The 26125-nt window shown below is 69.1% G+C and carries 20 protein-coding genes; 10 read left to right on the forward strand and 10 right to left on the reverse strand.

What is annotated here, in order from left to right:
• Positions 1 to 79: 79 nt before the first annotated feature.
• Entirely contained in the window at positions 80 to 2206 is a 2127-nt protein-coding gene (locus GO308_RS09195) for an alpha-galactosidase (protein ID WP_240885255.1), read from the reverse strand.
• 141 nt (positions 2207 to 2347) lie between these two features.
• On the opposite strand from GO308_RS09195, the gene GO308_RS09200 reads away from it, so the two are divergent.
• From GO308_RS09200 to GO308_RS09210, 3 genes are read left to right on the forward strand one after another with little or no spacing between them, the layout of a single operon-like run.
• Positions 2348 to 4321 (forward strand): beta-galactosidase, encoded by a 1974-nt coding sequence (locus GO308_RS09200; protein WP_240885256.1) that lies wholly within the window; start codon positions 2348 to 2350, stop codon positions 4319 to 4321.
• Complete coding sequence (locus GO308_RS09205; RefSeq protein WP_240885257.1) at positions 4318 to 5655, forward strand: dienelactone hydrolase; 1338 nt, start codon at positions 4318 to 4320, stop codon at positions 5653 to 5655. Before GO308_RS09200 ends, GO308_RS09205 begins: the two co-directional genes overlap by 4 nt.
• A gap of 34 nt (positions 5656 to 5689) precedes the next feature.
• Complete coding sequence (locus GO308_RS09210; RefSeq protein WP_240885258.1) at positions 5690 to 7150, forward strand: sodium/solute symporter; 1461 nt, start codon at positions 5690 to 5692, stop codon at positions 7148 to 7150.
• A 36-nt stretch (positions 7151 to 7186) separates the two neighbouring features.
• Here GO308_RS09210 and GO308_RS09215 read toward each other — a convergent pair whose 3' ends face one another.
• On the reverse strand, positions 7187 to 8986 hold the full coding sequence (locus tag GO308_RS09215; protein WP_240885259.1) for an IlvD/Edd family dehydratase: 1800 nt from the start codon (positions 8984 to 8986) through the stop codon (positions 7187 to 7189).
• Between the two features lie 95 nt (positions 8987 to 9081).
• Between GO308_RS09215 and GO308_RS09220 the strand changes: the two genes are divergently transcribed.
• The 6 genes from GO308_RS09220 to GO308_RS09245 all read left to right on the forward strand — a co-directional run bounded on the left by GO308_RS09220 (position 9082) and on the right by GO308_RS09245 (position 14161).
• Positions 9082 to 10002, forward strand: coding sequence for a Gfo/Idh/MocA family oxidoreductase (locus GO308_RS09220; protein ID WP_066673194.1), 921 nt, complete (start codon positions 9082 to 9084; stop codon positions 10000 to 10002).
• Entirely contained in the window at positions 9999 to 10871 is an 873-nt protein-coding gene (locus tag GO308_RS09225) for an SMP-30/gluconolactonase/LRE family protein (protein ID WP_066482931.1), read from the forward strand. The genes GO308_RS09220 and GO308_RS09225 overlap by 4 nt, the downstream gene beginning before the upstream one ends.
• A complete protein-coding gene (locus GO308_RS09230) occupies positions 10868 to 11779 on the forward strand; it encodes a 2-dehydro-3-deoxygalactonokinase (protein WP_240885260.1) in 912 nt (303 codons plus the stop codon). The genes GO308_RS09225 and GO308_RS09230 overlap by 4 nt, the downstream gene beginning before the upstream one ends.
• Complete coding sequence (locus tag GO308_RS09235; protein WP_240885261.1) at positions 11779 to 12423, forward strand: 2-dehydro-3-deoxy-6-phosphogalactonate aldolase; 645 nt, start codon at positions 11779 to 11781, stop codon at positions 12421 to 12423. Before GO308_RS09230 ends, GO308_RS09235 begins: the two co-directional genes overlap by 1 nt.
• A 28-nt stretch (positions 12424 to 12451) precedes the next feature.
• Positions 12452 to 13171 carry an FCD domain-containing protein gene (locus tag GO308_RS09240; RefSeq protein WP_240885262.1) on the forward strand — a complete coding sequence of 240 codons (720 nt, stop codon included), beginning with the start codon at positions 12452 to 12454 and terminating at the stop codon, positions 13169 to 13171.
• A gap of 114 nt (positions 13172 to 13285) precedes the next feature.
• Entirely contained in the window at positions 13286 to 14161 is an 876-nt protein-coding gene (locus GO308_RS09245) for a BadF/BadG/BcrA/BcrD ATPase family protein (protein ID WP_066482941.1), read from the forward strand.
• Between the two features lie 48 nt (positions 14162 to 14209).
• Here GO308_RS09245 and nagA read toward each other — a convergent pair whose 3' ends face one another.
• The 8 genes from nagA to GO308_RS09285 all read right to left on the reverse strand — a co-directional run bounded on the left by nagA (position 14210) and on the right by GO308_RS09285 (position 24442).
• A complete protein-coding gene (gene nagA, locus GO308_RS09250) occupies positions 14210 to 15352 on the reverse strand; it encodes an N-acetylglucosamine-6-phosphate deacetylase (protein WP_240885263.1) in 1143 nt (380 codons plus the stop codon).
• A complete protein-coding gene (locus GO308_RS09255) occupies positions 15349 to 16371 on the reverse strand; it encodes an SIS domain-containing protein (protein WP_240885264.1) in 1023 nt (340 codons plus the stop codon). Before GO308_RS09255 ends, nagA begins: the two co-directional genes overlap by 4 nt.
• A 63-nt stretch (positions 16372 to 16434) precedes the next feature.
• Positions 16435 to 17514 carry a heparan-alpha-glucosaminide N-acetyltransferase domain-containing protein gene (locus GO308_RS09260; protein ID WP_240885265.1) on the reverse strand — a complete coding sequence of 360 codons (1080 nt, stop codon included), beginning with the start codon at positions 17512 to 17514 and terminating at the stop codon, positions 16435 to 16437.
• Positions 17511 to 18251 carry a GntR family transcriptional regulator gene (locus GO308_RS09265; RefSeq protein WP_066546010.1) on the reverse strand — a complete coding sequence of 247 codons (741 nt, stop codon included), beginning with the start codon at positions 18249 to 18251 and terminating at the stop codon, positions 17511 to 17513. The genes GO308_RS09260 and GO308_RS09265 overlap by 4 nt, the downstream gene beginning before the upstream one ends.
• Positions 18248 to 19147: an N-acetylmuramic acid 6-phosphate etherase gene (locus tag GO308_RS09270; protein ID WP_240885266.1), complete on the reverse strand. Its 900-nt coding sequence runs from the start codon at positions 19145 to 19147 to the stop codon at positions 18248 to 18250. The genes GO308_RS09265 and GO308_RS09270 overlap by 4 nt, the downstream gene beginning before the upstream one ends.
• Complete coding sequence (locus tag GO308_RS09275) at positions 19140 to 20705, reverse strand: sodium:solute symporter (RefSeq protein WP_240885267.1); 1566 nt, start codon at positions 20703 to 20705, stop codon at positions 19140 to 19142. The genes GO308_RS09270 and GO308_RS09275 overlap by 8 nt, the downstream gene beginning before the upstream one ends.
• 54 nt (positions 20706 to 20759) lie before the next feature.
• Positions 20760 to 23501: a TonB-dependent receptor plug domain-containing protein gene (locus GO308_RS09280; protein WP_240885268.1), complete on the reverse strand. Its 2742-nt coding sequence runs from the start codon at positions 23499 to 23501 to the stop codon at positions 20760 to 20762.
• A 71-nt stretch (positions 23502 to 23572) separates the two neighbouring features.
• Positions 23573 to 24442, reverse strand: coding sequence for a LysR family transcriptional regulator (locus GO308_RS09285; protein WP_066482958.1), 870 nt, complete (start codon positions 24440 to 24442; stop codon positions 23573 to 23575).
• Positions 24443 to 24539: 97 nt separating this feature from the next.
• On the opposite strand from GO308_RS09285, the gene GO308_RS09290 reads away from it, so the two are divergent.
• Positions 24540 to 26117 (forward strand): proton-conducting transporter membrane subunit, encoded by a 1578-nt coding sequence (locus GO308_RS09290; RefSeq protein WP_240885269.1) that lies wholly within the window; start codon positions 24540 to 24542, stop codon positions 26115 to 26117.
• The last annotated feature ends 8 nt before the right edge of the window (positions 26118 to 26125 follow it).

Consider the following 26125-nt stretch of genomic DNA (forward strand, 5'->3'; position numbering starts at 1 on the left):
CGGTCACCCTCGCCGCCTGCGCTTTTCCTCCCCCGACCGGAGGTCAACTGGGCGCGGCGTCTTCGCCGCGCCCTTTTTGTCAGGCGGCGGTGAGATGCAGGACGAAACCCGTCTGGGGATGCGCGCGCGGCGGCTGGAGACCGTGCAGCATCAGCGCCTCGCCGGTCACCTCAATTCCCTCGATCAGCGCCGCTGTCAGCGCCGAGCGCGCGGGGATCGCTTGCGGCCAGACCAGCTGCACGCGATAGCGCCGGGTGGGGTCGAGCCCGGCGAGGCGGAGCGGATCGGGATAATAGCCGGTCGCCTCGGTGATCCGGGTGACGCTGAACAGCGCCTCCGCGCGATCGGCGGCGACGATGCCGAACGCGTTGACCCCGCGGCCCGCATCCAGCCGGACGAGGTCGCCGTGATGGATGAGCGCACGGTGCCGCTTGTGCAGCGCGATCCCCGCCTGAAGCTCGGCGAACGCCGCGTCGTCGAGCGTCCGCAGGTCGAGCTCCATCCCCATATGCCCGAACATCGCGGTCTGGATGCGCAGCGCGAGCGACAGGGTGCGGCCGGTGATGTGGCATGGATCGGGCCCGACATGCGCCCCCATCAGTTCGGCGGGAAAGAAGTGCGAGAAGCCGCGCTGGATCGCCAGCCGGTCGATCGCGTCGTTGCTGTCCGACGTCCAGATCCGGTCGGTGCGCGCCAGGATGCCGTAGTCCGCCCGTCCGCCACCCGAGGCGCAGCTCTCGATCTCCACATGCGGCCACGCCGCGCGCAGCCGGTCGAGCACGTCATACACGCCGCGCACATGCGCGTCGGCGGCCGGCCTGCCATCGCCGCCGCCGGGCTGAGGCAGGTCGCTGTTCATGTCCCATTTGAGGTAGCCGATGCGATATTCGCGCAGCAGCGCGTCGATGCAGCCAAACAGATGGTCGCGTACCTCCGCTCGCCCGAAATCGAGGACGAGCTGGTTGCGATAGGTGACGGCGGGCGCAGGCGGCGTGGCGAGCACCCAGTCGGGATGCGCGCGATAGAGGTCGCTGTCGGGATTGACCATTTCGGGCTCGACCCACAGGCCGAATTCCATGCCGCGCGCCGCGACCTGGTCGATCAGCGGTGCAAGGCCGTCGGGATAGACCGCCGGATCGACCCGCCAGTCGCCCAGCCCCGCCCGGTCGCTGCGCCGGCCCATGAACCAGCCATCGTCGAGCACGAAACGTTCCGCCCCGACCGCTGCCGCGCGATCCGCGAGCGCCAGCAGGGTGTCGAGCCGGTGGTCGAAATAGATCGCCTCCCAGCAATTATAGTGCACCGGCCGCGGCCGTTCACGCAGCCGCTGATGCTCAGGGCGCGCACGGAGATAGCGGTGAAAGGCCCGCGACAACACCGACAGGCCCTGGCGCGTCACGCTGGCGAACAGGGGCGGGGTTGCATAGCGGTCGCCGGGTGCCAACCGGATTTCGCCGGGAAACAGCAGCGCCTCCATCATCACCTGACCGCGCGCATCGGCGGTCGTCTCCACGACGCTGCGGTGATTGCCGCTCCAGCCCAGATGCAAGCCATAGGCCAGCCCGTCGGCCTCGCCAGCGCCGGGATCGGCCAGGATCAGTGCGGGAAACGCGTCATGGCTGGTCCGCCCGCGCCGATTCTCGCGCAGCCAGCTGCCGACGCCGCGCTCGCGCGAATGAAGCTGGAACTCGTTGGACCAGCGACCCTCAAAGCCAAGGATCCGGGTTGCCTGCGCGGGGATGGGCAGGACCGGTGCCGACAGATGCGCGAGGTCGATCGCTGCGTCACCTTCGTTGACCAGCGCCGTCGTCGCGATCAGGACATCGCCGTCGATCGCCAGCGCATGCTCGATCGCGATCCCGCACGCCGGATCGCGGCTGGTCAGCCGGATCGCCCGCGCATCGGCCTCGACCGCGACGACCCGCGCCATCACTGCCCAGTCGCGGCCGTCGCGATGGATGGCAACGCCGGGACGGCCGACATGCCCGTGGCCCGGCATCGGCGTCAGCGCGACCGGAATCTGCTGCGCGGGCGATGCCGGTGCTTCCTCGCGCAGCGCGAGTCGGGCGAGCATCGCGCCGTCCGTCTCGGCCGACAGCCGCTCGCCCCAGTAGAGGACGTGCGGAACGCCATCGGTGATCGCCAGGATCAAGGTGACGGCGTCGCCGTCGAGACGGAGGTAGCGGTCAGGGTAAAGGTGCGACATGATGGTCCCGAAGCTGGTGATCTGGCGGCGGTAGTGCTGCTGGCGGATTGACCGGCATTGTTTGTCTGATAAATATGTTCAGTATCCAAGTCTAATCCTCCCCGCGCCGATCGTCGACGGGGCGGCTGGTTTTTCGGGAGGATGAAGCACAGCGTGCTGGGTGTCTGCTACTATCCCGAACATTGGCCCGAATCGTGGTGGGCCGACGACGCCCGCCGCATGAAGGGACTCGGCCTCACCTATGTCCGCATCGGCGAGTTCGCCTGGTCACGGTTCGAGCCCGATCCGGGCCGTTACAGCTTCGACTGGTTCGATCGCGCGATCGATACGCTGGCGGCCGCCGGCCTGCAAGTCGTGCTGTGCACGCCGACAGCGACCCCGCCCAAATGGTTGATCGACCGTCATCCCGACATCCTGCCCGTCGACCCAAACACCGGCCGGACCCGCGGTTTCGGGTCGCGGCGGCATTATGACTTTTCGAGCGCGACCTATCGCCGCGAAGCGATGCGGATCACGCGCGCACTCGCCGCGCGCTATGGCCGCAACGACGCGGTCGCCGGGTGGCAGACCGACAACGAGATCAGCTGTCACGACACGACGCTCAGCGCGTCGCCGGTCGCGCGCGATGCCTTTCGTCAGTGGTGCGCGGAACGCTACGGCACGATCGACGCGCTCAACACGGCATGGGGCAATGTCTTCTGGTCGATGGAATATCGCAGCTTCGACGAGATCGAGGTCCCGTTCGGCGCGGTGACGGAGACCAGCCCGGCGCATCGCATGGCGTTCAAACGCTTCGCCTCCGACCAGGTCGTCGCCTTTCACGACGAAATGGTCGCGATCCTGCGCGAACATTCGCCCGGGCGGTTCATCACCCACAATTTTATCCCGATGGACGAAACCGGGGTCGACAATCACGCGCTCGCCCGCCCGCTCGATTTCGCAAGCTATGACAATTATCCGCTCGGGCGCACCGACCTGACCATGCGCCGCGCGGCGGCGGAAGAATTCCGCCCGTTCATGCGCACCGGGCACCCCGATTTCGGCGCCTTCTATTTCGACCAGACGCGCTGCCTGACCGGCACGTCGTTCTGGGTGATGGAGCAGCAGCCCGGTCCGGTGAACTGGGCGGGCCACAACCCGCGCCCGGCCCCCGGCATGGTCCGGCTGTGGAGCTGGGAAGCGTTCGCGCATGGTGCCGATGTCGTCAGCTATTTCCGCTGGCGCCAGGTGCCGTTCGCGCAGGAACAGATGCATGCCGGGCTGCTGCGCCCCGACAGCAGCGAGGCCGAGGCCTGGCCGGAGGTCGAGCGGGTCGCCGCCGAACTGGCGCGGACCGGGATTGCGCACGCCGCGGCCGCGCGCGCGCCCGTCGCGCTGATGGTCGATATCGACGCGCAGTGGCTGGCCGAGGTCGAGCGCCAGGGCGACAGCTATGATTACACCGGCGTGCTGCTCGAATGGTATCAGGCGCTGCGCACATTGGGCCTCGACGTTGATTTCGTCGCGCCCCACGCTGATCTGGCGGGTTACCGGCTGATCGCCGCACCCTGCCTGGCGATGCCCGATGGGGGGGTCGTCGGCCGGATGCGCGCGAGCGGCGCGACGCTGGTGTTCGGCCCGCGATCGGGGGCCAAGACGCGCGACGTCACGATCGTGACCGGCCTGCCGCCCGGGGAATTGCGCGAACTGGTCCCGGTCCGCATGCTCGCGACCGAAACGATCCGGCCGGATTGTCCGGGCGAACTTCATTTCGCCGGGCGCAGCTATGCGAGCGACCGGTGGCGCGAGACGATCGATCCCGGCAGCGCCGAGGTGGTTGCGACCTATGAGGACGGCGCCCCCGCGCTCGTCCGCGCCGGCAGCGCCCATTATCTCGCGACGCTGACCGACGCGGCGTTTCTCACCGATTTCTTCGCATCGCTCTGCGCCGATGCCGGGATCGCGACGATGCGATTGGCGACGACGCTGCGCCTGCGCCGGCGAGGACCGGTGACCTTCGCCTTCAACTATGGCGCGGACCCGGTCGCCTGCCCGGCACCGGCGGACGCCGAATTCCTGATCGGCGGGCCGCAGATCGGTCCGCGCGACCTGGCGGCTTGGAGGATTCCCGAATGATGCGCATGCTCGCCCTGTCGCTGTTGATTGCCGCCCCGGTCGCGGCGCGCGCGGACACCCCGATTTCCATCGCGGCCGACGCGCCGGAACTGGCGCCGCGCGGCGCGTTTCAGGCCGGCACTCGCCAGATTACCATCACCCTGCCCGACCGCCCCGACCTGCGGGCAAGCAATTTCGTCACCGGGGCGATGGCGCGCGGCCCACGCAAGCTGCCGGTCGTGCTGTGGTATCCTGCGCCGGCCACGGCCAAGCCCGCCGCAACCGAATATGAAATGCCGACCCCGATCGTCGGGGGCGACGGACCCGCCGTGCCCGCGACGGTCAGCTTTGCAGGTGCTGCGGTCAGGGACGCCGCGCCCGCGCCGGGCCGATTTCCACTGGTCGTCCTGTCGCACGGCTTCGGCAACCGCGCGGTGATGTTCAGCGAGCTTGCGGAAAATCTGGCGTCCAAGGGGTATATCGTCGCCGCGATCGAGCATGGCGATGCGACGCTGCAAGGTGACCGCACCCCGCGCGAGCTCGCCGCGCTCGAGGCCATCGTCCAGCGTGGCGCCGACCAGCGCGGCGTGATCGCCGAGCTGATCGCACGCGCCGCCGCCGGCCGCGACCCGGTATTGGCGCATGCCGATCCCGATCGAATGGCGCTCGGCGGCTTTTCGATGGGCGCGTTCGGTGCGCTGTCGACTGCGGGCGCGGGCTATGACCCCAAATCGCCGCTGGCCAGCCGGATCCCGGGGGGACTGCTGACCCCGCTGACCGAGGGCAATGCCCGGCCGATCCCCGGCATCAAGGCGCTGATCCTGTTCGGGCCATGGGGCGGGGGGCCGGGCGTGCGGATGTGGACGCCCGCATCGCTCGGCAGCGTGCAGGCACCCACGCTGATCGTCGACGGCGATCAGGACGATGTCGCCGATTTCGCCGGCGGCGTGCGCTGGATGTTCGACACGCTGGTCAACAGCGAACGCTACCTGCTCGTCTATCGCGAGGCGCGCCACAATATCGCGATGAACGCCGCCCCCGCGACGCTGCGTGGCGATCACCGCTTTCTTGACCGCTATGACGAACCAGTATGGCGCAAGGACCGAATCCTGGCGGTCAACGCCCATTTCGTCACTGCGTTTCTCGACTGGAAGCTGAAGGGCGAGGCGGACCGCGCGGGCTATCTGAACGTGCCAACCCCGGTGTCGGACGCGGGCGAATGGCCGCTCGCGCCCAACGAAGCGACCGGCGGGCGCGTCGCGAGCGGCGCGGGCGCGTCGGCCAGCTATTGGCGCGGGTTCCAGCGCCGCTGGGCGGTCGGGCTGGAACTGCATCGCCGCGCGCCGCAGGATTGATCGACGCGCGCAACGACCATCGGGAGAGACGTTGATGGAGCTGGGTAACAGCCAGGTCTGGATCGCGGTGCTGCTGACCCTGGGGGTAGCGGCAGCGACGGTGTGGCAGGTCCGGCGCGAGGGCGGACGCCGCGCGAACACCAGTCGCGACTATTTCCTGGCGGACAAGGGGCTGAGCTGGTTCTTCGTCGCCGGGTCGATCACCATCACCAACCTGTCGACCGAACAGCTGGTCGGCATGAACGGCAACCAGATGGCGCTGCTCGCCTGGTGGGAACTCTCCGCGGTGGCGGGGCTGCTGATGCTCGCCTTCGTCTTCCTGCCCATCTATTACCGCTATGACTGCACGACCGTCACCGAGCTGCTGGAGAAGCGCTATCGCAACGCGCATGTCCGTGCCGCGATCGGCGGCCTGTTCCTGGTCGGCAATTGCCTGATCTACCAGCCAATCATGCTCTATACCGGCGCGCTGTTGATGAAGACGCTGTTCGGGCTGGACGCGCCGATCCTGCTGATCGCCGCGCTGCTGGGCGTGGCGGGGGCGGCCTATGCCATTCTCGGCGGCTTGCGCGCGGTGGCGATCACCGACACCTATAGCGGCGTGCTGCTGCTCGGCATGGGCACGCTGGTCGTCTATCTCTCGCTCGCCGCGATCGGCTTCGATTTCAGCGGCATCCCCCCCGAGCGGCTGTCGCTGATCGGCGGGCCCGACAGCCCGATCCCGTGGCCGACGCTGTTCACCGGCATGATCTTCATCCAGATGTTCTACTGGTCGACCAACCAGACCATCACCCAGAAGGCGATGGGATCGCCGTCGCTGCGCGAGGCGCAGAAGGGGCTGCTCGCGGCCACGCTCGTGCGGGTGCTGATCATCCCGCCGATGGTCGTGATCCCGGGCATCGTGTCGTACAAGCTGTTCGGGCCGATCGGCGATGCCGCCTATGGCCGGGTGGTCGCAGCCGTCCTGCCGAACTGGCTGACCGGTGTGTTCGCCGCTGCGATCGCGTCGGCGGTGCTCGCGCATTTCGCCAGCATCATCAATTCGTCCGCCGCGCTCTATGTCTGCGACCTGCATGAACCCTATGTCGACCGCAATCCCAATGTCGTACGGCTGGGCGCAGCGATCAGCGCCGCCTTCGTCGTCCTCGCGGTCGCGCTGGTACCGGTCTATGACGGCGCGGACAGCATCATCAACCTGGTCCAGCAGCTTAACGGGCTGACCAGCATGCCGGTCCTGTCGGTATTCGTCGTCGGGCTGCTGTTCCGCGGCGTCGACTGGCGCGCGGCGATCGCGGGCTTCCTGTTCGGGATCGGGCTCTACGCGATCTTCACCTTCGCGTGGACCCCGACCCATTACATCCACCTGATGCCGGTCACGCTGTTCAGCTCGATCCTTGTCGCCTTGGCGGTCAACCGTTTCGTTCTGGGCGCGACCGCCACGCCGATCTGGCGACGCGACCGGACGCGCGACTGGCTGGCGCAGGAAGCGGGCTGAGACGCCGCAGCATCGAAATGCTGCACGCCGGCCGCATCAATGGCTGTCGCGCGGCAAGCCCCGTTGCGCGACGCGCTGGAACGCGTCGGCGCCGCCCAGGATCGCACCGTCGCCCAGCTGGGTGACGCAGGCGCGCTGGATCGCCTGCCACGGTGTCTGCGATGCGGGGTAGCGATAGCCCCCGTCCGCCTCCAGCGCGGCGCGCCGCCGGTCCAGTTCGGCATCGTCGACCATGATGTCGACGCGGCGGCGGCGCAGGTCGACGCGCAGCCGATCGCCCGTGCGCAGGATAGCAAGGTTGCCGCCCGCCGCCGCTTCGGGCGAGGCATTGAGGATCGACGGGCTGCCGCTGGTGCCCGACTGGCGGCCGTCGCCGATGCACGGCAGTTCGGTCACGCCCTGCTGAATCAGGTAGGCGGGCGGGCGCATGTTCACGACCTCGGCGGCGCCGGGATAGCCGATCGGCCCCGCGCCGCGGATCACGAGGACGCAGCGGTCATCGATGGCCAGTGCGGGATCGTCGATCCGCGCGTGATAATTCTCCGGCCCGTCGAACACGATCGCGCGCCCCTCGAACGCGTCGGGATCGGCGGGATCGGACAGATAGCGCGCGCGAAACGCGTCGGAGATCACGCTCGTCTTCATGATCGCGGTGTCGAACAGGTTGCCGGTCAGCACCGCGAAGCCCGCCCGCGCCATCAGCGGCCGGTCGATCGGGCGGATGACGGCTTCGTCCGCGATTGCCGCGTCGCGGCAATTGTCGCCGATGCTGCGGCCATTGACGGTCAGCGCGTCCTCGCGGATCAGCCCGTGGCGCATCAGCTGGGCGACCACGGCCGGCACGCCGCCGGCGCGATAATAGTCCTCGCCCAGATATTCCCCGGCGGGCTGCAGGTTGACGAGCAACGGCACGTCGTGACCGACCTGCTCCCAGTCGGCGAGCGACAGCTCCACCCCCATGTGCCGGGCGATTGCGGCAAGGTGGATCGGCGCATTGGTCGACCCGCCGATCGCCGAATTGACGACGATCGCGTTGAGGAACGCGTCACGCGTCATGATGTCCGATGGCTTCACGTCCTCGCGCACGAGTTCGACGATGCGCAGGCCGGTGCGATACGCCATTTCCTGGCGGTCGCGATAGGGTGCCGGGATCGCCGCCGAACCCGGCAGCTGCATGCCCAGTGCCTCGGCCAGGCTGTTCATTGTCGTGGCGGTGCCCATCGTGTTGCAATAGCCCGTCGAGGGCGCGGAGCTGGCGACCAGTTTGATGAACCCCGCTGCGTCGATCTCGCCTGCCGCCATCAGCTCGCGGGCCTTCCACACGATCGTCCCCGATCCCGTCCGCTTACCCTCGTGCCAGCCGTTGAGCATCGGCCCGACCGACAGCGCGATCGCCGGGATGTTGACCGTCGCCGCCGCCATCAGGCACGCCGGTGTCGTCTTGTCGCAACCGATGGTCAGCACCACCGCATCGATCGGATAGCCGTGCAGCACCTCGACCAGCGACAGATAGGCGAGGTTGCGGTCCAGCCCCGGCGTCGGGCGCTTGCCCGTTTCCTGGATGGGATGGACGGGAAATTCGATCGCGACGCCACCGGCATCGCGGATCCCCTCGCGCACGCGTTCGGCAAGGACCAGATGATGGCGGTTGCAGGGGCTGAGGTCGCTGCCGGTCTGTGCGATGCCGATGATCGGCCGGTTGCCCTGCAGTTCAGACTGGCTCAGCCCGAAATTCAGGTAGCGTTCGATATAGAGCGCGGTCATGTCGACATTCTCGGGATTGTCGAACCACGCGCGCGATCGAAATTTCCGGCCGGTGTCGTCGGCTCCGCTCATTTGATATCCCGTTCTCCCGACCAGGCGGGTCAGGTCACCATCTTGCGTGTGATATATATTACTAATAAGTTCGCGGAAACAACATTGGACGTGAGATGATAAGGTTGGCGATCATCGGTCTGGGCAAAATCGCCCGCGACCAGCATTTGCCGGCGATTGCCGCCAATCCCGGCTTTGAGCTTGCCGCAATCGTCAGCCGCAGCGCAAGTATGTCCAATGTCCCGGTCTTCGACACCATCGACGCGATGATCGCGGCGGGGGCGGATGTCGACGCGGTCGCGATCTGCACCCCGCCCCAGGTGCGCGGACCGATCGCGCGCGCGTCGATCGATGCGGGGATGGCCGTCATGCTCGAAAAGCCACCGGCCGCGACGCTGGCGGAGTTCGAGGACCTGCGCCGGCGCGCCGCGCAGGCCGGCACCGTCCTGTTCGCCACCTGGCACAGCCGCCATGCGGCGATGGTCTCGGCGGCGCGCGACTGGATCGCGGCGAACCCCGTTGGCGACGTGACGGTGCGATGGCGCGAGGACGTGCGCAAATGGCATCCCGGCCAGCAATGGCTGTGGCAACCGGGCGGGCTGGGCGTGTTCGATCCCGGCATCAACGCGCTGTCGATCCTGACCGCGATCCTGCCCGATCCGGTGTGGGTCGAGGGCGCGGTGCTGAGCCGACCCGAAAACTGCCAGACGCCGATCGCGGCCGCGCTCGATCTGCGTAGCGGCGCGACGCGCATCTCGGCCGATTTCGACTTTCGCGAACAGGGCGACGAATGCTGGTCGATCACGGCGCACGCCGCCCATGGCGGCCGCATGGTGCTCGACCAGGGTGGCGCGCGATTAGCCATCGATGGCGGGGCACCGCGCTCCGGGGCGGAGGCCGAATATCCCGGGCTCTACGCACGCTTTGCCGAGCTGGTCGCGAACGGCGTGAGCGACGCCGACCCCGCACCGCTAAGGCTGGTGGCGGATGCGTTCATGGTCGCCCGCACCGAGCGCGTCGAGGCGTTCATCGAATGACCGACCTCGCGGCACCCGCGCTCGCGTGGCGGCTCGATGCGGAACTGGGCGAAGGTCCGGTCTGGATCGAGGCGGACCGCGCGCTGTGGTTCGTCGACATCGTACGGGGGCGGCTGCATCGCTACGACCCGGCGACCGGGGACAAAAGGATCATCGAAACGGGCGGCTCGCCCAGCTTCGTCGCCGCGCTGGCGGACGGCGACCTGCTGGTCGGCGACGGTCACCGCCTGATGCGCTTTGCCGACAGCGCCTTTGGCGAGGCCATCGCAACGCTGAAGATGGCGGCCAACAACCGCACCAACGACGCGACCGTCGATGCCGGGGGCCGCCTGTGGTTCGGCACGATGGACCGCGACACCCATCGCCCGACCGGACATTTCCATTGCTTCGACGGCGGCTCCATCCGCGATTTCGGCGAGGCCATCGCGATCACCAACGGTCCGGCGGTCAGCCCCGACGGGCAATGGCTCTACACCGTCGATACGCTGGGGCGCATCATCCGCCGCCACCGGCTGAACGATGACGGCATCGACGCGGGCACGACCTTCGTGACGATCGATCCCGCGAAGGGCACGCCCGACGGCGTCAGCACCGATGCCGAGGGTTGCGTGTGGCTGGCCGTCTGGGGCGGCGGCTGCATCCAGCGTTATTCGCCCGACGGCGTGCTGCTCCTCGAACTGCCCCTGCCATGCACCAACGTGACCAAGGTCGCGTTCGGCGGGCCGGACCTGCGCACCGGCTTTGTCACCACCGCCCGGATCGAGCTCGACCCCGCGACGCTCGCGCGCGAGCCGCTGGCCGGGTCGCTGTTCACCTTTGCCGCGCCTGCACCCGGACATCCCGTCCCTCCCGTTCGGCTGGCGCGATGAGCGTGGCGACACGCGAACGGCTGGTCGGTGACTGGGGGACGACCCGGCTGCGGCTGTTCCACCTGCGCGGCGACGCGATCGTCGACCGGGTCGAGGGGCCCGGCATCGGGGTGGCGGACGCCCCGCCGACGGACGTGCTCGCCACCGTGCTGACACGCTGGCGCGGCGCGGAACGTGCGAGGGATGTGACCCTGTGCGGCATGGTCGGGTCGCGCAACGGATTGGTGGAAACCGGCTATGCCGACGCGCCCGCCGGCGTCGCGGACTGGGCGGCGGCGGCGCAGCGGATCGTGCTTGACGGTTTCCGCATCACCATCGCGCCGGGTGTCGCCTGCCGCCGCGACGATGGTGCCGCCGATGTGATGCGCGGCGAGGAGACGCAGATTTTCGGCGCGATGGCGCTCGATCCGGCGCTGTCGCGCGGACGCCATCTGATCGCGCTGCCCGGCACGCATGGCAAATGGGCGCGGGTGGCGGACGGCCGTATCGTGTCGTTTCGCACCTACCTGACCGGCGAATTGTTCGCGCTGCTGCGCGATCGGTCGACGCTGTTGCGGGTCGGCGACGATCCGGCCGACGAAGCGGAAGGCTTTGCCGCCGGCCTGGCGCGGATCGGCGGCGGCGACTTGGCGGGGTCGCTGTTCGAAACGCGCGCCGCGCAGCTGCGCGATGGGCGCAGCGCCGGATGGGCCGCGGGATTCCTGTCCGGGCTACTGATCGGCACGGAGGTGCAGGGCGGCGTCGGCGATGCGCGTGCGGTCGTGCTGGTCGGGGCGCCCGCGCTGGTCGCGCGGTATCGCAGCGTCCTGGACGGCATGGCGATCGCGACGACGGTACTGGACGGCGATGCCTGTGCGATTGCCGGACTTGCGCGGCTGGGCGCGCTGGATGAGGAACGGGCACGATGATGAGCGTCGACAGCATCCTGGCGGCGGGCGCGCCGCCGATCGTCGCGATCCTGCGCGGCATCACGCCCGCAGAGGCGGTCGCCACCGCTGCCGTCCTGGTCGAAGCGGGCATCCGCCTGATCGAGGTGCCGTTCAACTCGCCCGACCCCGCGGCCAGCATCGCCGCAATCCAGGCCGAGTTCGGCGACCGCGCGCTGATCGGCGGCGGCACGGTGGTGACGGCAGATCTGGTCGATCAGCTCGCCGCGACGGACGCGCGGCTGATGGTCACGCCCAACACCGATCCTGAGCTGATCGCGCGTGGCATGGGCCTCGGATTGGAGCCGATGCCGGGTTTCGTCACGCCCACCGAGGCTTTTGCCGCCATCGCCGCGGGCGCGCGTCACCTGAAGCTGTTTCCGGCGAGTGCCCTGGCCCCGGGCTATGCGCGCGCGCTGGTCGAGGTGCTGCCGCGCGACGTGCGCCTCTGGGCGGTCGGCGGCACCGGGCCGGACACGCTGGCGCAATGGCTGAGCGGACCGTTCGCGGGGATCGGGGTCGGCGGCGCGCTCTATCGGCCCGGGCAGCCGGCGGCAACGACCCGCGCCAATGCCGACGCGCTCGTCGACGCTTGGCGTTCGGCCGGTTTCGCGCCATCACGTTGACCCGGGGGAACGAATGGCGCGACTCATGATGGACGGGGACAACGGACTTGACCGGCGGATGTCGCTCGGCCGCAACCTGACGCATGGCATGCTCGACCGGCTGGGGCGCGAAATCGTGACCGGCGCATTCGACGACGCACCTTTCCCGACCGAATCCGACCTCGCGAAACGCTACGGTGTCAGCCGCTCGGTCACGCGCGAGGCGGTCAAGATGCTGACGGCGAAGGGGCTTTTGTCCGCGCGCCCGCGCCAGGGCACCGTGATCCGGCCAAGCTCGGCGTGGAACCTGCTCGATCCCGACGTGCTCGACTGGCTGCTCGATCGCAAATTGTCGCTGACGCTGTTGCGCCAGTTCAGCGAGCTGCGCGTCGCGATCGAGCCGGCGGCGGCGGCGCTGGCGGCGCAGGCGGCGGGCGCGGCCGAGCTTGAACGGATCGACCGGGGGATCGCACGGATGGAAGCCGCCGAACGCGGCGAGGACGATACGCTCGATGCCGACATCGCCTTTCACATCGCGGTGCTGAACGCGTCGGGCAATCCGTTTTTCGCGCAGTTCCGCCGGCTGGTCGAGACCGCGCTGCGCACCTCGATCCGCTTCACCAACCGGATCAAGGGGCGCACCGCCAGCGTGCCCGCGCATGCCGCGGTGCGCGACGCCATCGTCGCGCGCGACCCGCGGGAGGCGGCGGAACGGATGCGCACGATCATCACCGACGTCGTCGACCTGATCGACGGCGCGCCAGCCTGACGGGCCACCTCGACCGCACCAATCCGGCATTGATCGACGCGATCGACTCCGATAATACCACCCTAATACCAATTTGGCGATTTGGCCGGTTGGTCGGGCAGCGGAGTGACCTGCATGAAGCCATTCTATCTGGGCATCGACGCGGGCGGCACGCGCTGTCGCGCCCGGCTGTGCGACGCCGATGGCCGGGTGCTGGGCAATGGTACGGGCGGACCAGCCAACACGCATGTCGGGATCGACCGGCTGTTCGCCGCGATCAGCGACGCGACCGGACAGGCGATCGCCGAAGCGGGGCTGGACGGTGCCGCGGTTGCCGCGATCCGCGCCGGCATGGGCATCGCCGGCATCACGCGCGCGGGCATGAAGCCGCGCATCCAGGCGCTCGACTGGCCGTTCGCCAGCGTCGCGCTGACCAGCGATTCGGTCATCGCCAATCTGGGCGCGCATCGCGGCGGCGACGGGGCCATCCTGATCCTGGGCACGGGCAGCGTGGCGATGATCCGTCGGGGCGAGGACATGTATTCGATCGGCGGCTACGGCTTCCCGATCTCCGACGAGGGCAGCGGTGCCGCGCTGGGGCTTAGCGCGATCCGCCACGCGCTGCGCGCGCTCGACGGGCGTACCCGCCCCACCCCGCTCAGCCAGGCGGTGACCCAGCAGTTCGGCAATGCCATTCCCAACGTGATCGCCTGGATGGACGATGCGACGCCGGGCGATTACGCGCAGCTGGCACCGATGGTGTTCGACTTCGCTGAAAATGGCGACGAGATCGCGCTGTCGATCATTCGCGATGCTGCGCAGCATGTCGAACGCTTCATCGAGACGATCGTCGCCGAAGGCGCGATCCGCTGCGCGCTGATGGGCGGCGTTGCCCAGCGGATCAAGCCGTGGCTGCGCGCGCGCGTCGTCGACCGGCTGGTCGAACCGATGGGCGATGCGGTGGACGGCGCGATCATCTTTGCCGGCGGACCCGTCGCGCTGCACGCCTGAAGCCCGCTGCGCCGACGCAGCATCGACACCGTTTTCCCGCCCCGCGCCTCAGTCCATGCCGGTCTCGCCGCCGATCCATGTCGCGCGGACGGTCAGCTCCTCGTCGAGATGCACCAGGTCGGCGACCATTCCCGGCGCGATCCGGCCATGGCTGCGGCCCAGCCCGATCAGCTCGGCGGGCGTCGCCGATGCCATCGCACAGGCATCCGCCAGCGGCACGCCGAGCATCGCGGCTGCATTGCGCACCGCCCCCGCCATGTCGAGATGCGATCCCGCCAATGTCCCGGCGGCGTCGCGCAGCGCGCCGTCGCGCGCGATGATCTCGGTTTCGCCCAGCCGGAAGCGGTCGCAGTCCCACCCGACCGTTGGCATCGCGTCGGTGACGAGGAGCATCCGTTCGCTGCCCAGCACCCGATGCGCGACGCGCAGCGCGGCGGGGTGGACATGGTGGCCGTCGGCGATCACCCCGGCGTGGAGCCCGAGGTCGAGCGTCGCGCCGACGATCCCGGGCTCGCGCGACTGAAGCTGGCTCATTGCGTTGAACAGATGCGTGACGCCGCGCAGCCCGGCCTGCTTCGCCGCCTGCATCGTCGCATAGTCGGCGGCGCTGTGCCCCGCCATGACGATCACGCCGCGTTCGCAAAGTGCCGCGATCGCGCCCGGCGGGGCGCGTTCGGGCGCGATTGTGACCATCGTCACCCCGCGTTCGAGCGAGGCGAGCAACGCGATCGCATCAGCATCAAGGGTACGGAAATGCGCGGGGTCGTGAATTCCGTGCCGCTCGGGGTTGAGGAACGGGCCTTCAATATGGATGCCGAGTACGCCCGGCACCCCCCGCGCCATCGCGGCATCGACCGCGGCAATCGCGCGCGCGACGGTATCCAGCGTATCGCTGATCAGCGTCGGCAGGAACCCGGTCGTGCCGAAGGCGCGATGCGCCGCGCCGATCGCCGCCACACCCTCGACCGTTGGCTGGTCGTTGAACAGGACCCCGCCGCCGCCATTGACCTGGACATCGATGAAGCCCGGCACGAGCAGGCCACCGTCGAGCCGTACCTCCCGCCCGTCCCGCGCCACCGTCGCGGGCAGCAGCGCGGTGATCCGGCCACCATCGATCACCACCGCATGATCGTCCAGCCAGCCGCGCGGCGTCAGGATGCGCGCGCCGGTCAGTCGCGTCCGCCCGTTCATCGCGTCAGCGTCACCTTGTTGAGCAGCGGCGGCTGATCGGGGTTGCGCCCGCGCGCCAGTGCGACGGCATTGGCCAGCCGGTAAAAGCTCTGGATCATCACGATCGGGGCAAGCGCGGGATGCGGATCGCCCGTCATCGGCAGCGCGCCCTCGCCCGCGATCAGCAGCCGCGCCCCCGCCGCCTCGAGCGTGTCGAGCACCGGGCGGATCAGCGCACGGTCGACATCGTGCGGGGGAAAGACCAGCACTGGAAAGCCGGGCTCGACCAGCGTCATCGGGCCGTGCGCAACCTCCGCGATACTGAACGCCTCGGCATGGAGGGCACAGGTCTCCTTGAGCTTGAGCGCGGCTTCCTGCGCGATGGCGAGCGTCGAGCCGCGGCCGAGCACGAACAGGCTGCGTGCGCCCGCGAGCGGGGCCAGCGCCTCGCTCCAGTCGGCCTGCCACGCGACGGCCAGCGCGTCGGGCAGCGCCGCGAGCGCATCCGTCAGCGCGCGGTCCGCCGTCCACGCCGCGACCAGCCGCGCGATGAGCGCCAGCGTGGCGATATAGCTCTTGGTCGCGGCGACGCTGCGCTCCGGCCCGGCGGTGAGCGGCATCACGCTGTCCGCCTCGTCGGCGAGCGGCGCGGCGGGATCATTGACCAAAGCGGTCACCAGCGCACCCGCGCGGTGCGCCGCGCGCGTCGCCGCGATCAGGTCGGGACTGCGCCCCGATTGCGAGATCGCAAAGAAGGCGGAGCCACGCGCGCCCTTCGCCGGATCGCCATAGACCGACGCCAGCGAGGGGTGCTGCGACACCGTCGGCAATCCCAGCCGGGTTTCGAACATGAACTTGGCATAGGTGGCGGCATGGTCCGAACTGCCGCGCGCGCAGGTGAAGGCCAGCGGCGGATCGAGCGCGCGCAGCCGGTCGACGAGCGCGGCCAGTGCCGGCTCAACCGCCTCGCCCTGGCGCGCAACGGCCGCACCGGCGGCGGCGGCTTCGGCGAACATCAGGGTCTCGGCAGGCAGGGGCATGGGAAACTCGCGGGGAGGGTACGGAGGCAATACCTGTTTAATACCAGTTTCGGCAAGCGCGATTCATACCCGCAGCGTCCAGCCGCGCCGCGCCAGCGCCGCGGTGATTGCGAGGCTCAGGATCGTGCCGGCCAGCGCGAAGACCAGCGAGGCGTTGGCCGCGCCGAGGCCGGTGCCGACCAGCGCGTCGCCGGCCAGCTCCCACAGCCGCGCCTCCCCCGCCAGGCGGCGCACGAGCAGCGCGATCAGCAGGGTGTGGACGACATAGACGGTCAGCGCGGTACGGCCGGCAAGCGCCAGCACGCGGCCAACCCACGTGTTACCGATCCAGCGCCATCCGGCCCGCAACGCGCGCCAGACCAGCAGGCCCAGTCCGGCCGTCACCAGGACGAAGGCGGGGGTCCAGAGCGGCTTGTTGACTGGCTGGCCGCTCAGCCATGCGGCTGCACCGCCCGCAAGGAGCATCAGCACGCCGATCGTCGCTGCCCGGCCGGTCCGTGACGCCAGCCCCGGCCCCCGCATCACTGCCGCGCCGATCAGCCCGGTCGCGATCGCGCCCAGCGTCGACAGCACGCCTTCGGGATCGAAGCCGGGGGGATAGAGCCGGCCCGGCAGAACAGCGCGATCGAGCCACCCGGCCATCCCCATCCCGCGCGCGAGCGATGCCGCGCCGCCCGGCGGCGGCAGGCCCAGAAGCACCGCGTGCCCGATCAGGCACAGCGCCACGACGATCGCCGGCGCGCGCCAGCCGGCCGTGCCGCGGACGATCAGCGCGCAGACGAGATAGACGATCGCGATGCGCTGCAGCACCCCCATCCAGCGAAACTGCGCGGGATCGAGGGTCGGCCGGATCAGCCAGGCGAGCACCAGCCCGATCGCGAACAACAGCAGCGCACGCCGCCCGATCGCGCCGAACCCCACCGCGCGACCATCGAGCGCGAGCGGCAGCGAAATCCCCACGATCAGCAGGAACCAGGGAAAGACGAGGTCGGCAAAGGTCAGCCCATGCCAGGGCGCGTGGACGAGCAGCGGCCAGGCGCCCATCCCCGGCACCTGCAGGTTGACGAGGATCATGAGCAGGACGGTCAGGCCGCGGAACGCGTCGATCGACGGATCGCGCGGCCGGGGCTGCGCATCGGTCACAGCAGCGCGTAGGGTCCGCGCAGCTCGCTGACGAACTCGTACCGGTCGCCGCGATAGGCGGAGCGGGTGAACTCGACCGCGCGGCCATCAGCCAGCCGCGTCAGTCGCTCGATCCTCAGGATCTCGGCGCCCTCCTGCATCGACAGCAGCCCCGCCTCGGTCGAGGTGGCAAGCGATGCGCGGATGCGCTGGGTCCCGCTGACCGGGCGGAAACCGCCGCGTTCGAGCGTTTCATAAAGCGAATCGCCCAGCTGCTCGAGGTCGGGCAGGAACAGCGCCGGGACGATCGCATTCTCGATCGCCAGCGGCTCGCCCCCGGCCAGACGGACGCGCCCCAGCCGGATCACCGCCGCGCCTGCCGCGACCTCCAGTATCGCGGCTTCCTCCGCCGACGCGCTGGCGCGCGTCTTCATCATCCAGATGGTCTGCGTCTTCTCGCCCCGCGCGCGGGCGTCCTGGCTGAAGCTGCTGAGATAGGAATTGGGGGCCTGGATGCGCGGGGCGACATAAGTTCCCGAACCCTGGCGGCGGACGATCAGCCCCTCGTCGATCAGCGTCTCGATCGCGCGGCGCACGGTCACGCGCGATGCGCCCATCAGGTCGCACAGGTCGCGTTCGGACGGGAGCGCATCGCCGATCGCGATCTCGCCGGTGACGATGCGATCGCGCAGGTCGGCGGCGAGCCGCAGATAGATGGGGGTGTTGGCCGGCGCGGAGAAATCGGCGCGCGCGCTCACCGCCCCGCCTCCATGTCGAGCAACGCCATCGCGTCGCGCAACCGGCCGCCGGCGCGGGCGAGCAATGCGCGCGCGGCATCGGTGTCCAGCCCGCGCGCGACGAGCACGCCGAGCTTGATGTCGTTGTCCGCCCTGTCGAGCGCGGCCGCCGCGCGATCGACAGGTACATCGGCCAGGTCGCCGACCATGCGCTCGGCACGATCGCGCAGCTTGGCGTTGGAGATCACCATGTCGACCATCCGGCCGCGATAGACCCGGCCGAGCCGGAGCATGATCGCGGTCGATAGCAGGTTGAGCGCGATCTTCTGCGCGGTCCCGGCCTTCATCCGCGTCGACCCCGCGATCGTCTCCGCGCCGGTATCGAGCGTGATGGCCAGCTCGGCAGCGGCCAGCAGCGGCGTCGCCGGATTGTTGGCGATCGCGATCGTCAGCGCGCCGGCCGTACGCGCCGCCTCGATCGCGGCGATGGTGAAGGGGGTACGCCCGCTCGCGGCGACGCCGACCATCACGTCGTTCGCGCCGATGCGGTGCGCGGCGACATCGGCGCGTGCCCGGGGGCCATCGTCCTCCGCGCCCTCCGCGCTTTGCGCCAGCGCATCCATCCCCCCGGCGAGCAGGAAGACCGTGCGCGCGGCCGGCCAGCCAAAGGTCGGGCCGAGCTCCACCCCGTCCTGCACCGCGATGCGGCCGGAGGTCCCCGCGCCGGCGAAAACCAGCCGGCCGTCACTGCCCAGCCGTTCGGCGGCGCGGTCGGCGGCGGCGGCGATCGCGCCGACCTGCCCCTGTACGGCCGCCGCCGCGCTCAGCTGGCCCTCCAGCATCGCCTCCACAGCGGTCGCGGTCGGCCAGCTGTCGAGTTCGACGAAACGGGGATCGATGCCTTCGGTCTTACGCATGAACGGTCGTTTCCCTGGTCGTGGCGACAGCGGGGCTGCCGCACAGACAGACGATGAACGCGACGCCGGTACCGATCAGAAGCTGCCACGGAAACGCGATCTGCGCGAGTGCGGCGGGCAGGCCGATCGACTCAGCGATCGCCGGCTGGAGCGCGAGCACGGTGACGAACCCGGCGACCAGCGCGAGCCGGACCGACAGGCTGGACCCGCGCGTGGTGAATACCGCGGTGAAATAGACGCCGAGCAGCCCGGCATAGGCGAACGCCATCACCCCCAGCACGAATTCGAGCAGCGGCGCATCGGTGGCGCGCTGCCAGTAGGAGCACGCGATCGCGGTCACGAACAGCGCGAAGCCGAGCAGCACGGTCGTCCAGCGCCCGGCGCGGACGAAATGCGCCTCGTCCACCCGCCCGTTCCGCTCGGCCCAGGGGCGGTAGAAATCGTTGATCGCGACCGACGACATGCTGATCAGCCCCGAATTGATCGCGGCGGCGGCGATCACCCCCACCGTCACCAGCCCGCGTACGCCGGGCGGGATTTCGCTGAGGATGAACGCCATGAACACGGTGATCCGCTCGCCCTGAAACGTCCCGGCCAGCGCACCGGCGGGCGCGCCCATCAGGTCCGGACGCTCGTAGAAGACATGGAGCAGCGCGCCGATCGCCAGGAACAGCGCGATGACCGGCACCGAGGCATAGATCGACCCGTAGAGCGCGCGCGCGCCCTCGCCCGAATTGCGGCAGGCAAGCAGCCGCTGGGTCGTATCCTGGTCGAGCCCCGAATTGCCGATGTTGAGCAGCACCAGGCCAGTGAGGATCGCCCAGATCGAGAAGGGCGCGGAAAGATCGAACCGCCAGTCGACCAGCCGCAGCTTGTCGACCCCGCCGGGCGCGTCGTGGAGCGACGCGACGATCTGGTCGATCGGGGCCGGGATCTTGATCAGCAGGATGACGAGGACCGTGATCGCCGCGCCGATATAGAGCACGACCTGGACAAGGTCGCTCCAGATGACCGCGTTGAGCCCACCGAAAAAGGTGAAGACCAGCCCGAAGACCAGCAGCACGAACGCCGCGATCACGATGTGATGCGGCGCGATATCGAGGAACATGATCATCGAGACCGCGATCGCGGCGAGATAGAGCCGCGCGCCGCTCGCCAGCGTGCGCCCGACCAGATACATCGCCGCCGCCGCCCGCCGCGCCGCCGCGTCGTAGCGACGCTCCAGCAACTCGTAGACCGTCGCCACGTCGAGCCGGTAGAAGCGCGGGATCAGCACCCGGCCGACGAACACCGCCGCCAGCCACGCCGCGATCGTCACCGCCAGATAGGCGAAATCCCCGCGAAAGCTGTAGTCCGGCACCCCCAGAAAGGTCGCGGCGGACTGGACCGTCGACAACACCGACACCGCGACCAGCCACACCGGCGCCGAATGCCCCGCCAGGAAATAGTCGTCCGCCGTGCCGACGCCCCGCCGCGTGCCGAGATAGCCGGCCAGCGCGAGCAGGCCGACATATCCTCCCAGGATCGCCCAGTCGATCGGCGCAAACTGCAACGGCATGTCAGTCACTTTCCGGCCTTGGCGATCGATTGGCGTTCCGGCGTGACCGGACGGTTACAGCGTCAGCGTCAACGACCCGCCGACGGTGCGGCCCAGAATGTCGTAAGTGTCGGGATAGGTGTTGAACGCACCTGCGTTGCGCGGCGTCGGCGGCCGCTTGTCGAACAGGTTGTCGACACCGATCGTGATCGTCAGCCCAGTGGTCGGCGGCCGGATCGCGACGTTCAGGTCGAAATAGTCGAACGCATCGATCGTGTCGGTGCTGCCGACGGTGCTGTCGCGCACCTCGCCGATCCGTTTCCACCCGAACTGGACGGTCAATGGCTTGGCATCCCAGGTCACCGTCGCGCGGTGGCGATAATCGGGCGAAACGAGCGTGACCAGGTCGGATGAGCAGCGCGCGCCATAGCTGCCCTTGCAGTTCACCGGGGTCAGCGCGGCGTTGCGCTGGATGCTGTATGACGTGACGAAATTGGCCTGATAGCCGAACGCCAGCTGGCGGCCCGGCAGGCTGGCCGGAAGCGCAAGGGCATAGCGGAAATCGACGTCGACGCCCTGCTGCTTGATCCGCGCCAGGTTGCGGTCATCGACGAACGCATCGCGCAGAAAGCCGGTGACCGGATCGCGCGACACCGCCTGACACAACGGATTGTCGGCGCTCGGATCGGTGATGTAGCAGCTGGTCAGCGCATCGACTGGCTGGATCTGGCCGACCGCATCGCGAATCGAGATACTGTAATAATCGACCGCAAGTGACAGGCCAGGCAGGAAGCGCGGGGTCAGCACGCCGCCGACCGTATAGGTCCGGCCGGTTTCCGCGCGGATATTGGCGTTGCCGCCAAAGAAATAGCCGCCGGTCAGATTGGCCGCCGCCCGTGAGTCATATGGCCCGCGATAGCCCTGGCGCGTGCACTGTTCGACATTGCCGGTGCCCAGTGCGCACGGATCGCCGCCATAGCGCGGGAACAGGCGCGCGACGGTGACCAGGCTGGAAAACGGGATCGAGAAGACCGGATTGGCGAACTCGCCGATATTCGCGTCGCGGATGACCGTCTGGCGCGTTCCGCGCAGACGCAGATCGTCGCTGACCACCCAGTTCAGGCCGAGCTTGTCGGTGTCGTAGGACCGGTCCTCGCCGACCGAGCGGGTATACCACGACCGGCGATAGGCCCCCTCGACCGTCAGCGACTTGACCAGCGGGAAGTCGCGCAAGAGCGGCACGACCAGTTCGCCGAACAGCTCGTGCACCCGGATGAAGGGCGGCACCGGCGGCGCCGATTCCGCACCCTGGTTGAACGACTGGCTGAGGTCGGGCGAGTAGCTGAAGCGCCCCTTTTCGTGCCGGTATTCATAGCCGGCGGTGAAGCCGAACGGACCGGCCCAGCCGTTGAAGAAATCGCCGGTGTCGCCCGAGACATAGGCCGACCCGACCTGTTGGCGGCGCACGCGCGAGCCATAGTCGAAGTCGCGCAGCACCGAGGTGAAGTCACCCCCCGGCCCGAAAATGTCAGTCGTGTTGACCAGCCCGGCAAAGCTGGCACGCAGGCCGTCGCCGACGACGGTGATGTTCTCGCGCGTCTCGCCGATCTGGTAGTAGGCGTCCCAGCGGATCGCGGGGGTCAGGTCGCCGCGCAGCCCGATCTGGCCCTGCCACGTATCGCGGTCGTTGATTGCCGCCGTGGTACCGAGCTCGCCCAGCGAACGCTGGACGTTGACCGTCGCAAAGCCGTTGACGAAGGTCAGCTGCGACCGGATCTGCGGGGTCAGGAACGGATTGTTCTGAGCGATCTGGACGTTGACGCCCGCGCCGCCGATCGTCGCGGGATTCTGGCCCGTGCGCGTGCCGCCGCGCGTGTCGACGCCCGAATAAAGGAAGCGGCCATAGGCCTGGATCGCGTCGGTCAGATCGTATTTGAAGAACGCGCTGGCGTTGATCCGCTCCAGCGGCTGCACCAGCAGGAATTGCGAGGTGTAGTCGGTCGTCTGCGGGGTCAGCGTGAAATTGCCCGCGGCGTCGAACGAAAAGGTCCGGCCGCTGGCGACATCGCGGAAATTGCCGCCGATCGGCGCGGTCGCAGGGCCGGTGCGGGTTTCCAGCCGCTCACCGGCGAGCAGCGGATCGCGATCGGTGTATTCGAAATAGGCGACGATGCTGCCGCGCCCGCCCAGGTCGAGCCCGCCGCTCACATAGACGCTGGCCTGCGACGCGCCGTCGCTGACCGCGCGGTAATTGCCGCTCGCCTGCAGCCCGCGGATATCATCATTGATGATGAAGTTGACGACGCCGGCCACCGCGTCGGCGCCATAGACGGCGGCAGCGCCGCCGGTCAGGACGTCGACCCGCTTGAGCAAAGGTGCCGGAATCGCGTTCACATCAACGGCGTTGCGGAACGAGAACGGCACCGCGCGCGTGCCGTTGATCAGCACCAGCGTGCGGTTCTGGCCCAGGCTGCGCAGATCGAGCGTCTGTGCGCCGAACGCGTCGCTGCCGACCGAGGTCGAGTTCACGCCGCCGGCGAGCTGGGGCAGCTTGGTCGAGAAGTCCTCGATCGTCACCGCACGCAGCAGCTGGATCTGTTCGGCGTCGACCGTGTTGATCGGACTGGTCGATGCCAACCCGGCGCTGCGGATGCGGGTGCCGGTGACGACGATGTCGCCGTTGCGATCATCGGCTTCGGCAGCGGGTGCCGCCGGGTCCGGCGCGTCCTGCGCCATGGCCGAGGATGCGCTGAACAGGGCGATGCCGATCGCGCCGACAGCGGCGGACAGACGGAGTGCGGGCCGGGCTTTGGTCATATGTTCCTCCCCTAGTGGTTACATACCACCTTAGTACCATTTGCCTGTCAAGGGGGAATGCATGCGCGGTCTTATTGCGGCAGCAGCGCGCGGACGAGCGGGTTCGGAAAGCGCCGCGCTGCCGTCACCGCGTAAAAGCTTTCGTTGATCCCGGGCAGCGCGTCGGCCTCGACCAGCATGCCCGCATCCAGCTCGTCGCGCACGGCGATCGGCGGCAGCACGGCGAGTGCGAAGCCTTCGCGCGCGAGCAGACGCATCATCGCGATATCGTCGACTTCGGCCGCAATCTGGAGCCGCAAGCCGAGCCGGTCGGCGAGCGCGTCAACATGGCTGCGCACCGCGCTGTCGAGGGTCGGCAGGATGACGGGATGGCGGCGCAGCAGCCGTTCGACGACGCGCTCGCCACCCAGCAGCGCGGGCGCTCCGACCAGGCTCACCGGCTGCTCGGCGACCTTGTGCGCGATGAAGGGGGTCAGCGCGTCCGATGCCGGCGGCAGGTTGGTCAGCACCATGTCGAGATTGAGCGATTGCAGCGCCACGAGCAGCTCGGACATGCTGCCCGATCGCAACACGATTTCGATGTCGCTGCGCCCCAGCAGCGGCTTCAGGAAACTGATCTGGAAATTGCGCGACAAGGTGGCGAGCGCGCCGACCCGCAGCGCGTGGCGGGTGCGCCCGGCTTCGCGCAGCGTCCCCACCAGCTCCTCGCCCGTCGCAAAGATCGCGTCGGCATGGTCGAGCGCGATCCGCCCCGCCTCGGTCAGGACGAGCTGGCGCCCGCGCCGCTCGAACAGCGCATGACCCAGCCGCGCCTCGAGCTTGCGAATCTGCACCGACAATGCGGACTGCGACACGTTCAGCCGCTCGGCCGACCGCGTCAGGTTCCCGTCGCGCGCCACAGCCCAGAAATAGCGCAGATGGTTGTAATTCAGCTCTGCCATATCGTTCGCTTTTATCGAACGATATGGCGCTTACAATGAATTTTTATCATCGACATGCCCGCGCTAGGTCGCCGCCAGCAATTTGTCGGAGACGATCATGGCGGCATCTTCCTTCCTCCTTCTCGGCGCACCGCTGCTGACCCTCGCTGCGGCGGCGTTCGGCTTCGCGGCGCGCGGCCGGCCCTCGCGGCTGGAGCTGGGGATGATCGAAGCCGCCGCGCTGGCGACGATCGCGATCGCCGCCGCGGCCATTTTCATGCTGGCACGCGACGGCGCAACGACCGGCACGCTCGGCGCGCTGACCGGCGCTCAGGGCATCGGCCTGTCGGCGCGGCTCGACGTGGTCAGCGCGACGATGCTGATGCTGGTCAGCTTCATCGGCTGGGTCGTGCTGCGTTATGCGGCGACCTATCTCGACGGCGAGTCCGGGCATGGCCGTTTCATGGGCTGGCTGGGCGTCACGCTGGCGATGGTCATGCTGCTCGTGACCGCGGGCAATCTGGTCCAGCTCGTGCTCGCGTGGATCGCGACCAGCCTGGCGCTGCATCGCCTGTTGCTGTTCTACCCCGATCGCATCGCCGCGCGCCGCGCGGCGCGCAAGAAGTTCGTGACCGCGCGCGCCGCCGACGTCGCACTGATCGGCGCGGCGGCGCTGCTCATCCGCGCCTATGCCGAAACCGACATCGGCGCGATCGCGGCGGCCGCGGCGCGCGGCGAAGGCGGCGGCTGGGCGATCGCGGCCGCCGGGCTGATCGCGCTCGCCGCGATGCTCAAATCGGCGCAGTTCCCGTTGCACGGCTGGCTGACCGAAGTGATGGAGGCGCCGACGCCGGTTTCCGCGCTGCTCCACGCCGGCGTGATCAATGCCGGCGGCTTCCTGCTGATCCGCTTCGCCGACGTCATGCTGTTGGCCCCCGGCGTGCTTGCCATCCTCGTCATGGTCGGCGGCTTCACCGCGCTGTTCGGCGGGCTGGTGATGCTCACCCAGCCGGCGGTCAAGACGTCGCTGGCCTGGTCGACCGTCGCGCAAATGGGTTTCATGATCATGCAGTGCGGCCTGGCGCTGTTCCCGCTCGCGCTGCTGCACATCGTCGCGCATTCGCTGTACAAGGCGCATTCGTTCCTGGCGTCCGGCGGGGCGGTCGACCGGATCGCGGCGGCGCGCCGACCCGGCCCGGTGGCCGTCCCGCGCCCGCGCGCGGTCGGCCGCGCCTTTCTGGCCGCGCTCGCCATCTATGCCGCGATCGGCGCGCTCTTCGGCTTTGCCGACAAATCTCCCCAGGCGCTGGCGCTCGGCGCGATCCTGATCTTCGGCGTCGCCTATCTGCTCGCGCAGGGGCTGGCCGATGCGGCACCGCGTCCGCTGACCCGCCGGATGATCGGCTATGCGCTGATCGCCTCGCTCGCCTATTTCGGGCTGCACGCGCTGGCGCTCGACCTGACGGCGGGCACCCTGCCCGCCGCCCCGCCGCCGGGCGCGCTCGAATGGACGCTGATCGTGCTCGCGGTGGCGAGCTTCGGGCTGGTCGCGGTCGCCCAGGCGATGTTCCCGCTCTGGGCGCATCACCCGGCCGCTGCGGGGCTGCGCGTGCACCTGGCCAACGGGCTTTACGCCAATGCGGTCCACGACCGGCTGCTCGGCGGCTGGCGGCTGCGCGTGCGCGCCGCCGAATGACGATGGAG

This window comes from Sphingomonas sp. SFZ2018-12 (assembly GCF_022496715.1).
Classification (GTDB): Bacteria; Pseudomonadota; Alphaproteobacteria; order Sphingomonadales; family Sphingomonadaceae; genus Sphingomonas.

Coding starts and splice junctions, on each gene's coding strand:
- GO308_RS09255 (WP_240885264.1), bottom strand. CDS start 16,371: ATGCCCCTGCCTGCCGAGACCCTGATGTTCGCCGAAGCCGCCGCCGCC.
- GO308_RS09275 (WP_240885267.1), bottom strand. CDS start 20,705: ATGCCGTTGCAGTTTGCGCCGATCGACTGGGCGATCCTGGGAGGATAT.
- GO308_RS09245 (WP_066482941.1), top strand. CDS start 13,286: ATGAAGCCATTCTATCTGGGCATCGACGCGGGCGGCACGCGCTGTCGC.
- GO308_RS09215 (WP_240885259.1), bottom strand. CDS start 8,986: ATGAGCGGAGCCGACGACACCGGCCGGAAATTTCGATCGCGCGCGTGG.
- GO308_RS09200 (WP_240885256.1), top strand. CDS start 2,348: ATGAAGCACAGCGTGCTGGGTGTCTGCTACTATCCCGAACATTGGCCC.
- GO308_RS09210 (WP_240885258.1), top strand. CDS start 5,690: ATGGAGCTGGGTAACAGCCAGGTCTGGATCGCGGTGCTGCTGACCCTG.
- GO308_RS09205 (WP_240885257.1), top strand. CDS start 4,318: ATGATGCGCATGCTCGCCCTGTCGCTGTTGATTGCCGCCCCGGTCGCG.
- GO308_RS09220 (WP_066673194.1), top strand. CDS start 9,082: ATGATAAGGTTGGCGATCATCGGTCTGGGCAAAATCGCCCGCGACCAG.
- GO308_RS09235 (WP_240885261.1), top strand. CDS start 11,779: ATGAGCGTCGACAGCATCCTGGCGGCGGGCGCGCCGCCGATCGTCGCG.
- GO308_RS09230 (WP_240885260.1), top strand. CDS start 10,868: ATGAGCGTGGCGACACGCGAACGGCTGGTCGGTGACTGGGGGACGACC.
- GO308_RS09280 (WP_240885268.1), bottom strand. CDS start 23,501: ATGACCAAAGCCCGGCCCGCACTCCGTCTGTCCGCCGCTGTCGGCGCG.
- GO308_RS09270 (WP_240885266.1), bottom strand. CDS start 19,147: ATGCGTAAGACCGAAGGCATCGATCCCCGTTTCGTCGAACTCGACAGC.
- GO308_RS09225 (WP_066482931.1), top strand. CDS start 9,999: ATGACCGACCTCGCGGCACCCGCGCTCGCGTGGCGGCTCGATGCGGAA.
- GO308_RS09285 (WP_066482958.1), bottom strand. CDS start 24,442: ATGGCAGAGCTGAATTACAACCATCTGCGCTATTTCTGGGCTGTGGCG.
- nagA (WP_240885263.1), bottom strand. CDS start 15,352: ATGAACGGGCGGACGCGACTGACCGGCGCGCGCATCCTGACGCCGCGC.
- GO308_RS09195 (WP_240885255.1), bottom strand. CDS start 2,206: ATGTCGCACCTTTACCCTGACCGCTACCTCCGTCTCGACGGCGACGCC.
- GO308_RS09290 (WP_240885269.1), top strand. CDS start 24,540: ATGGCGGCATCTTCCTTCCTCCTTCTCGGCGCACCGCTGCTGACCCTC.
- GO308_RS09240 (WP_240885262.1), top strand. CDS start 12,452: ATGGACGGGGACAACGGACTTGACCGGCGGATGTCGCTCGGCCGCAAC.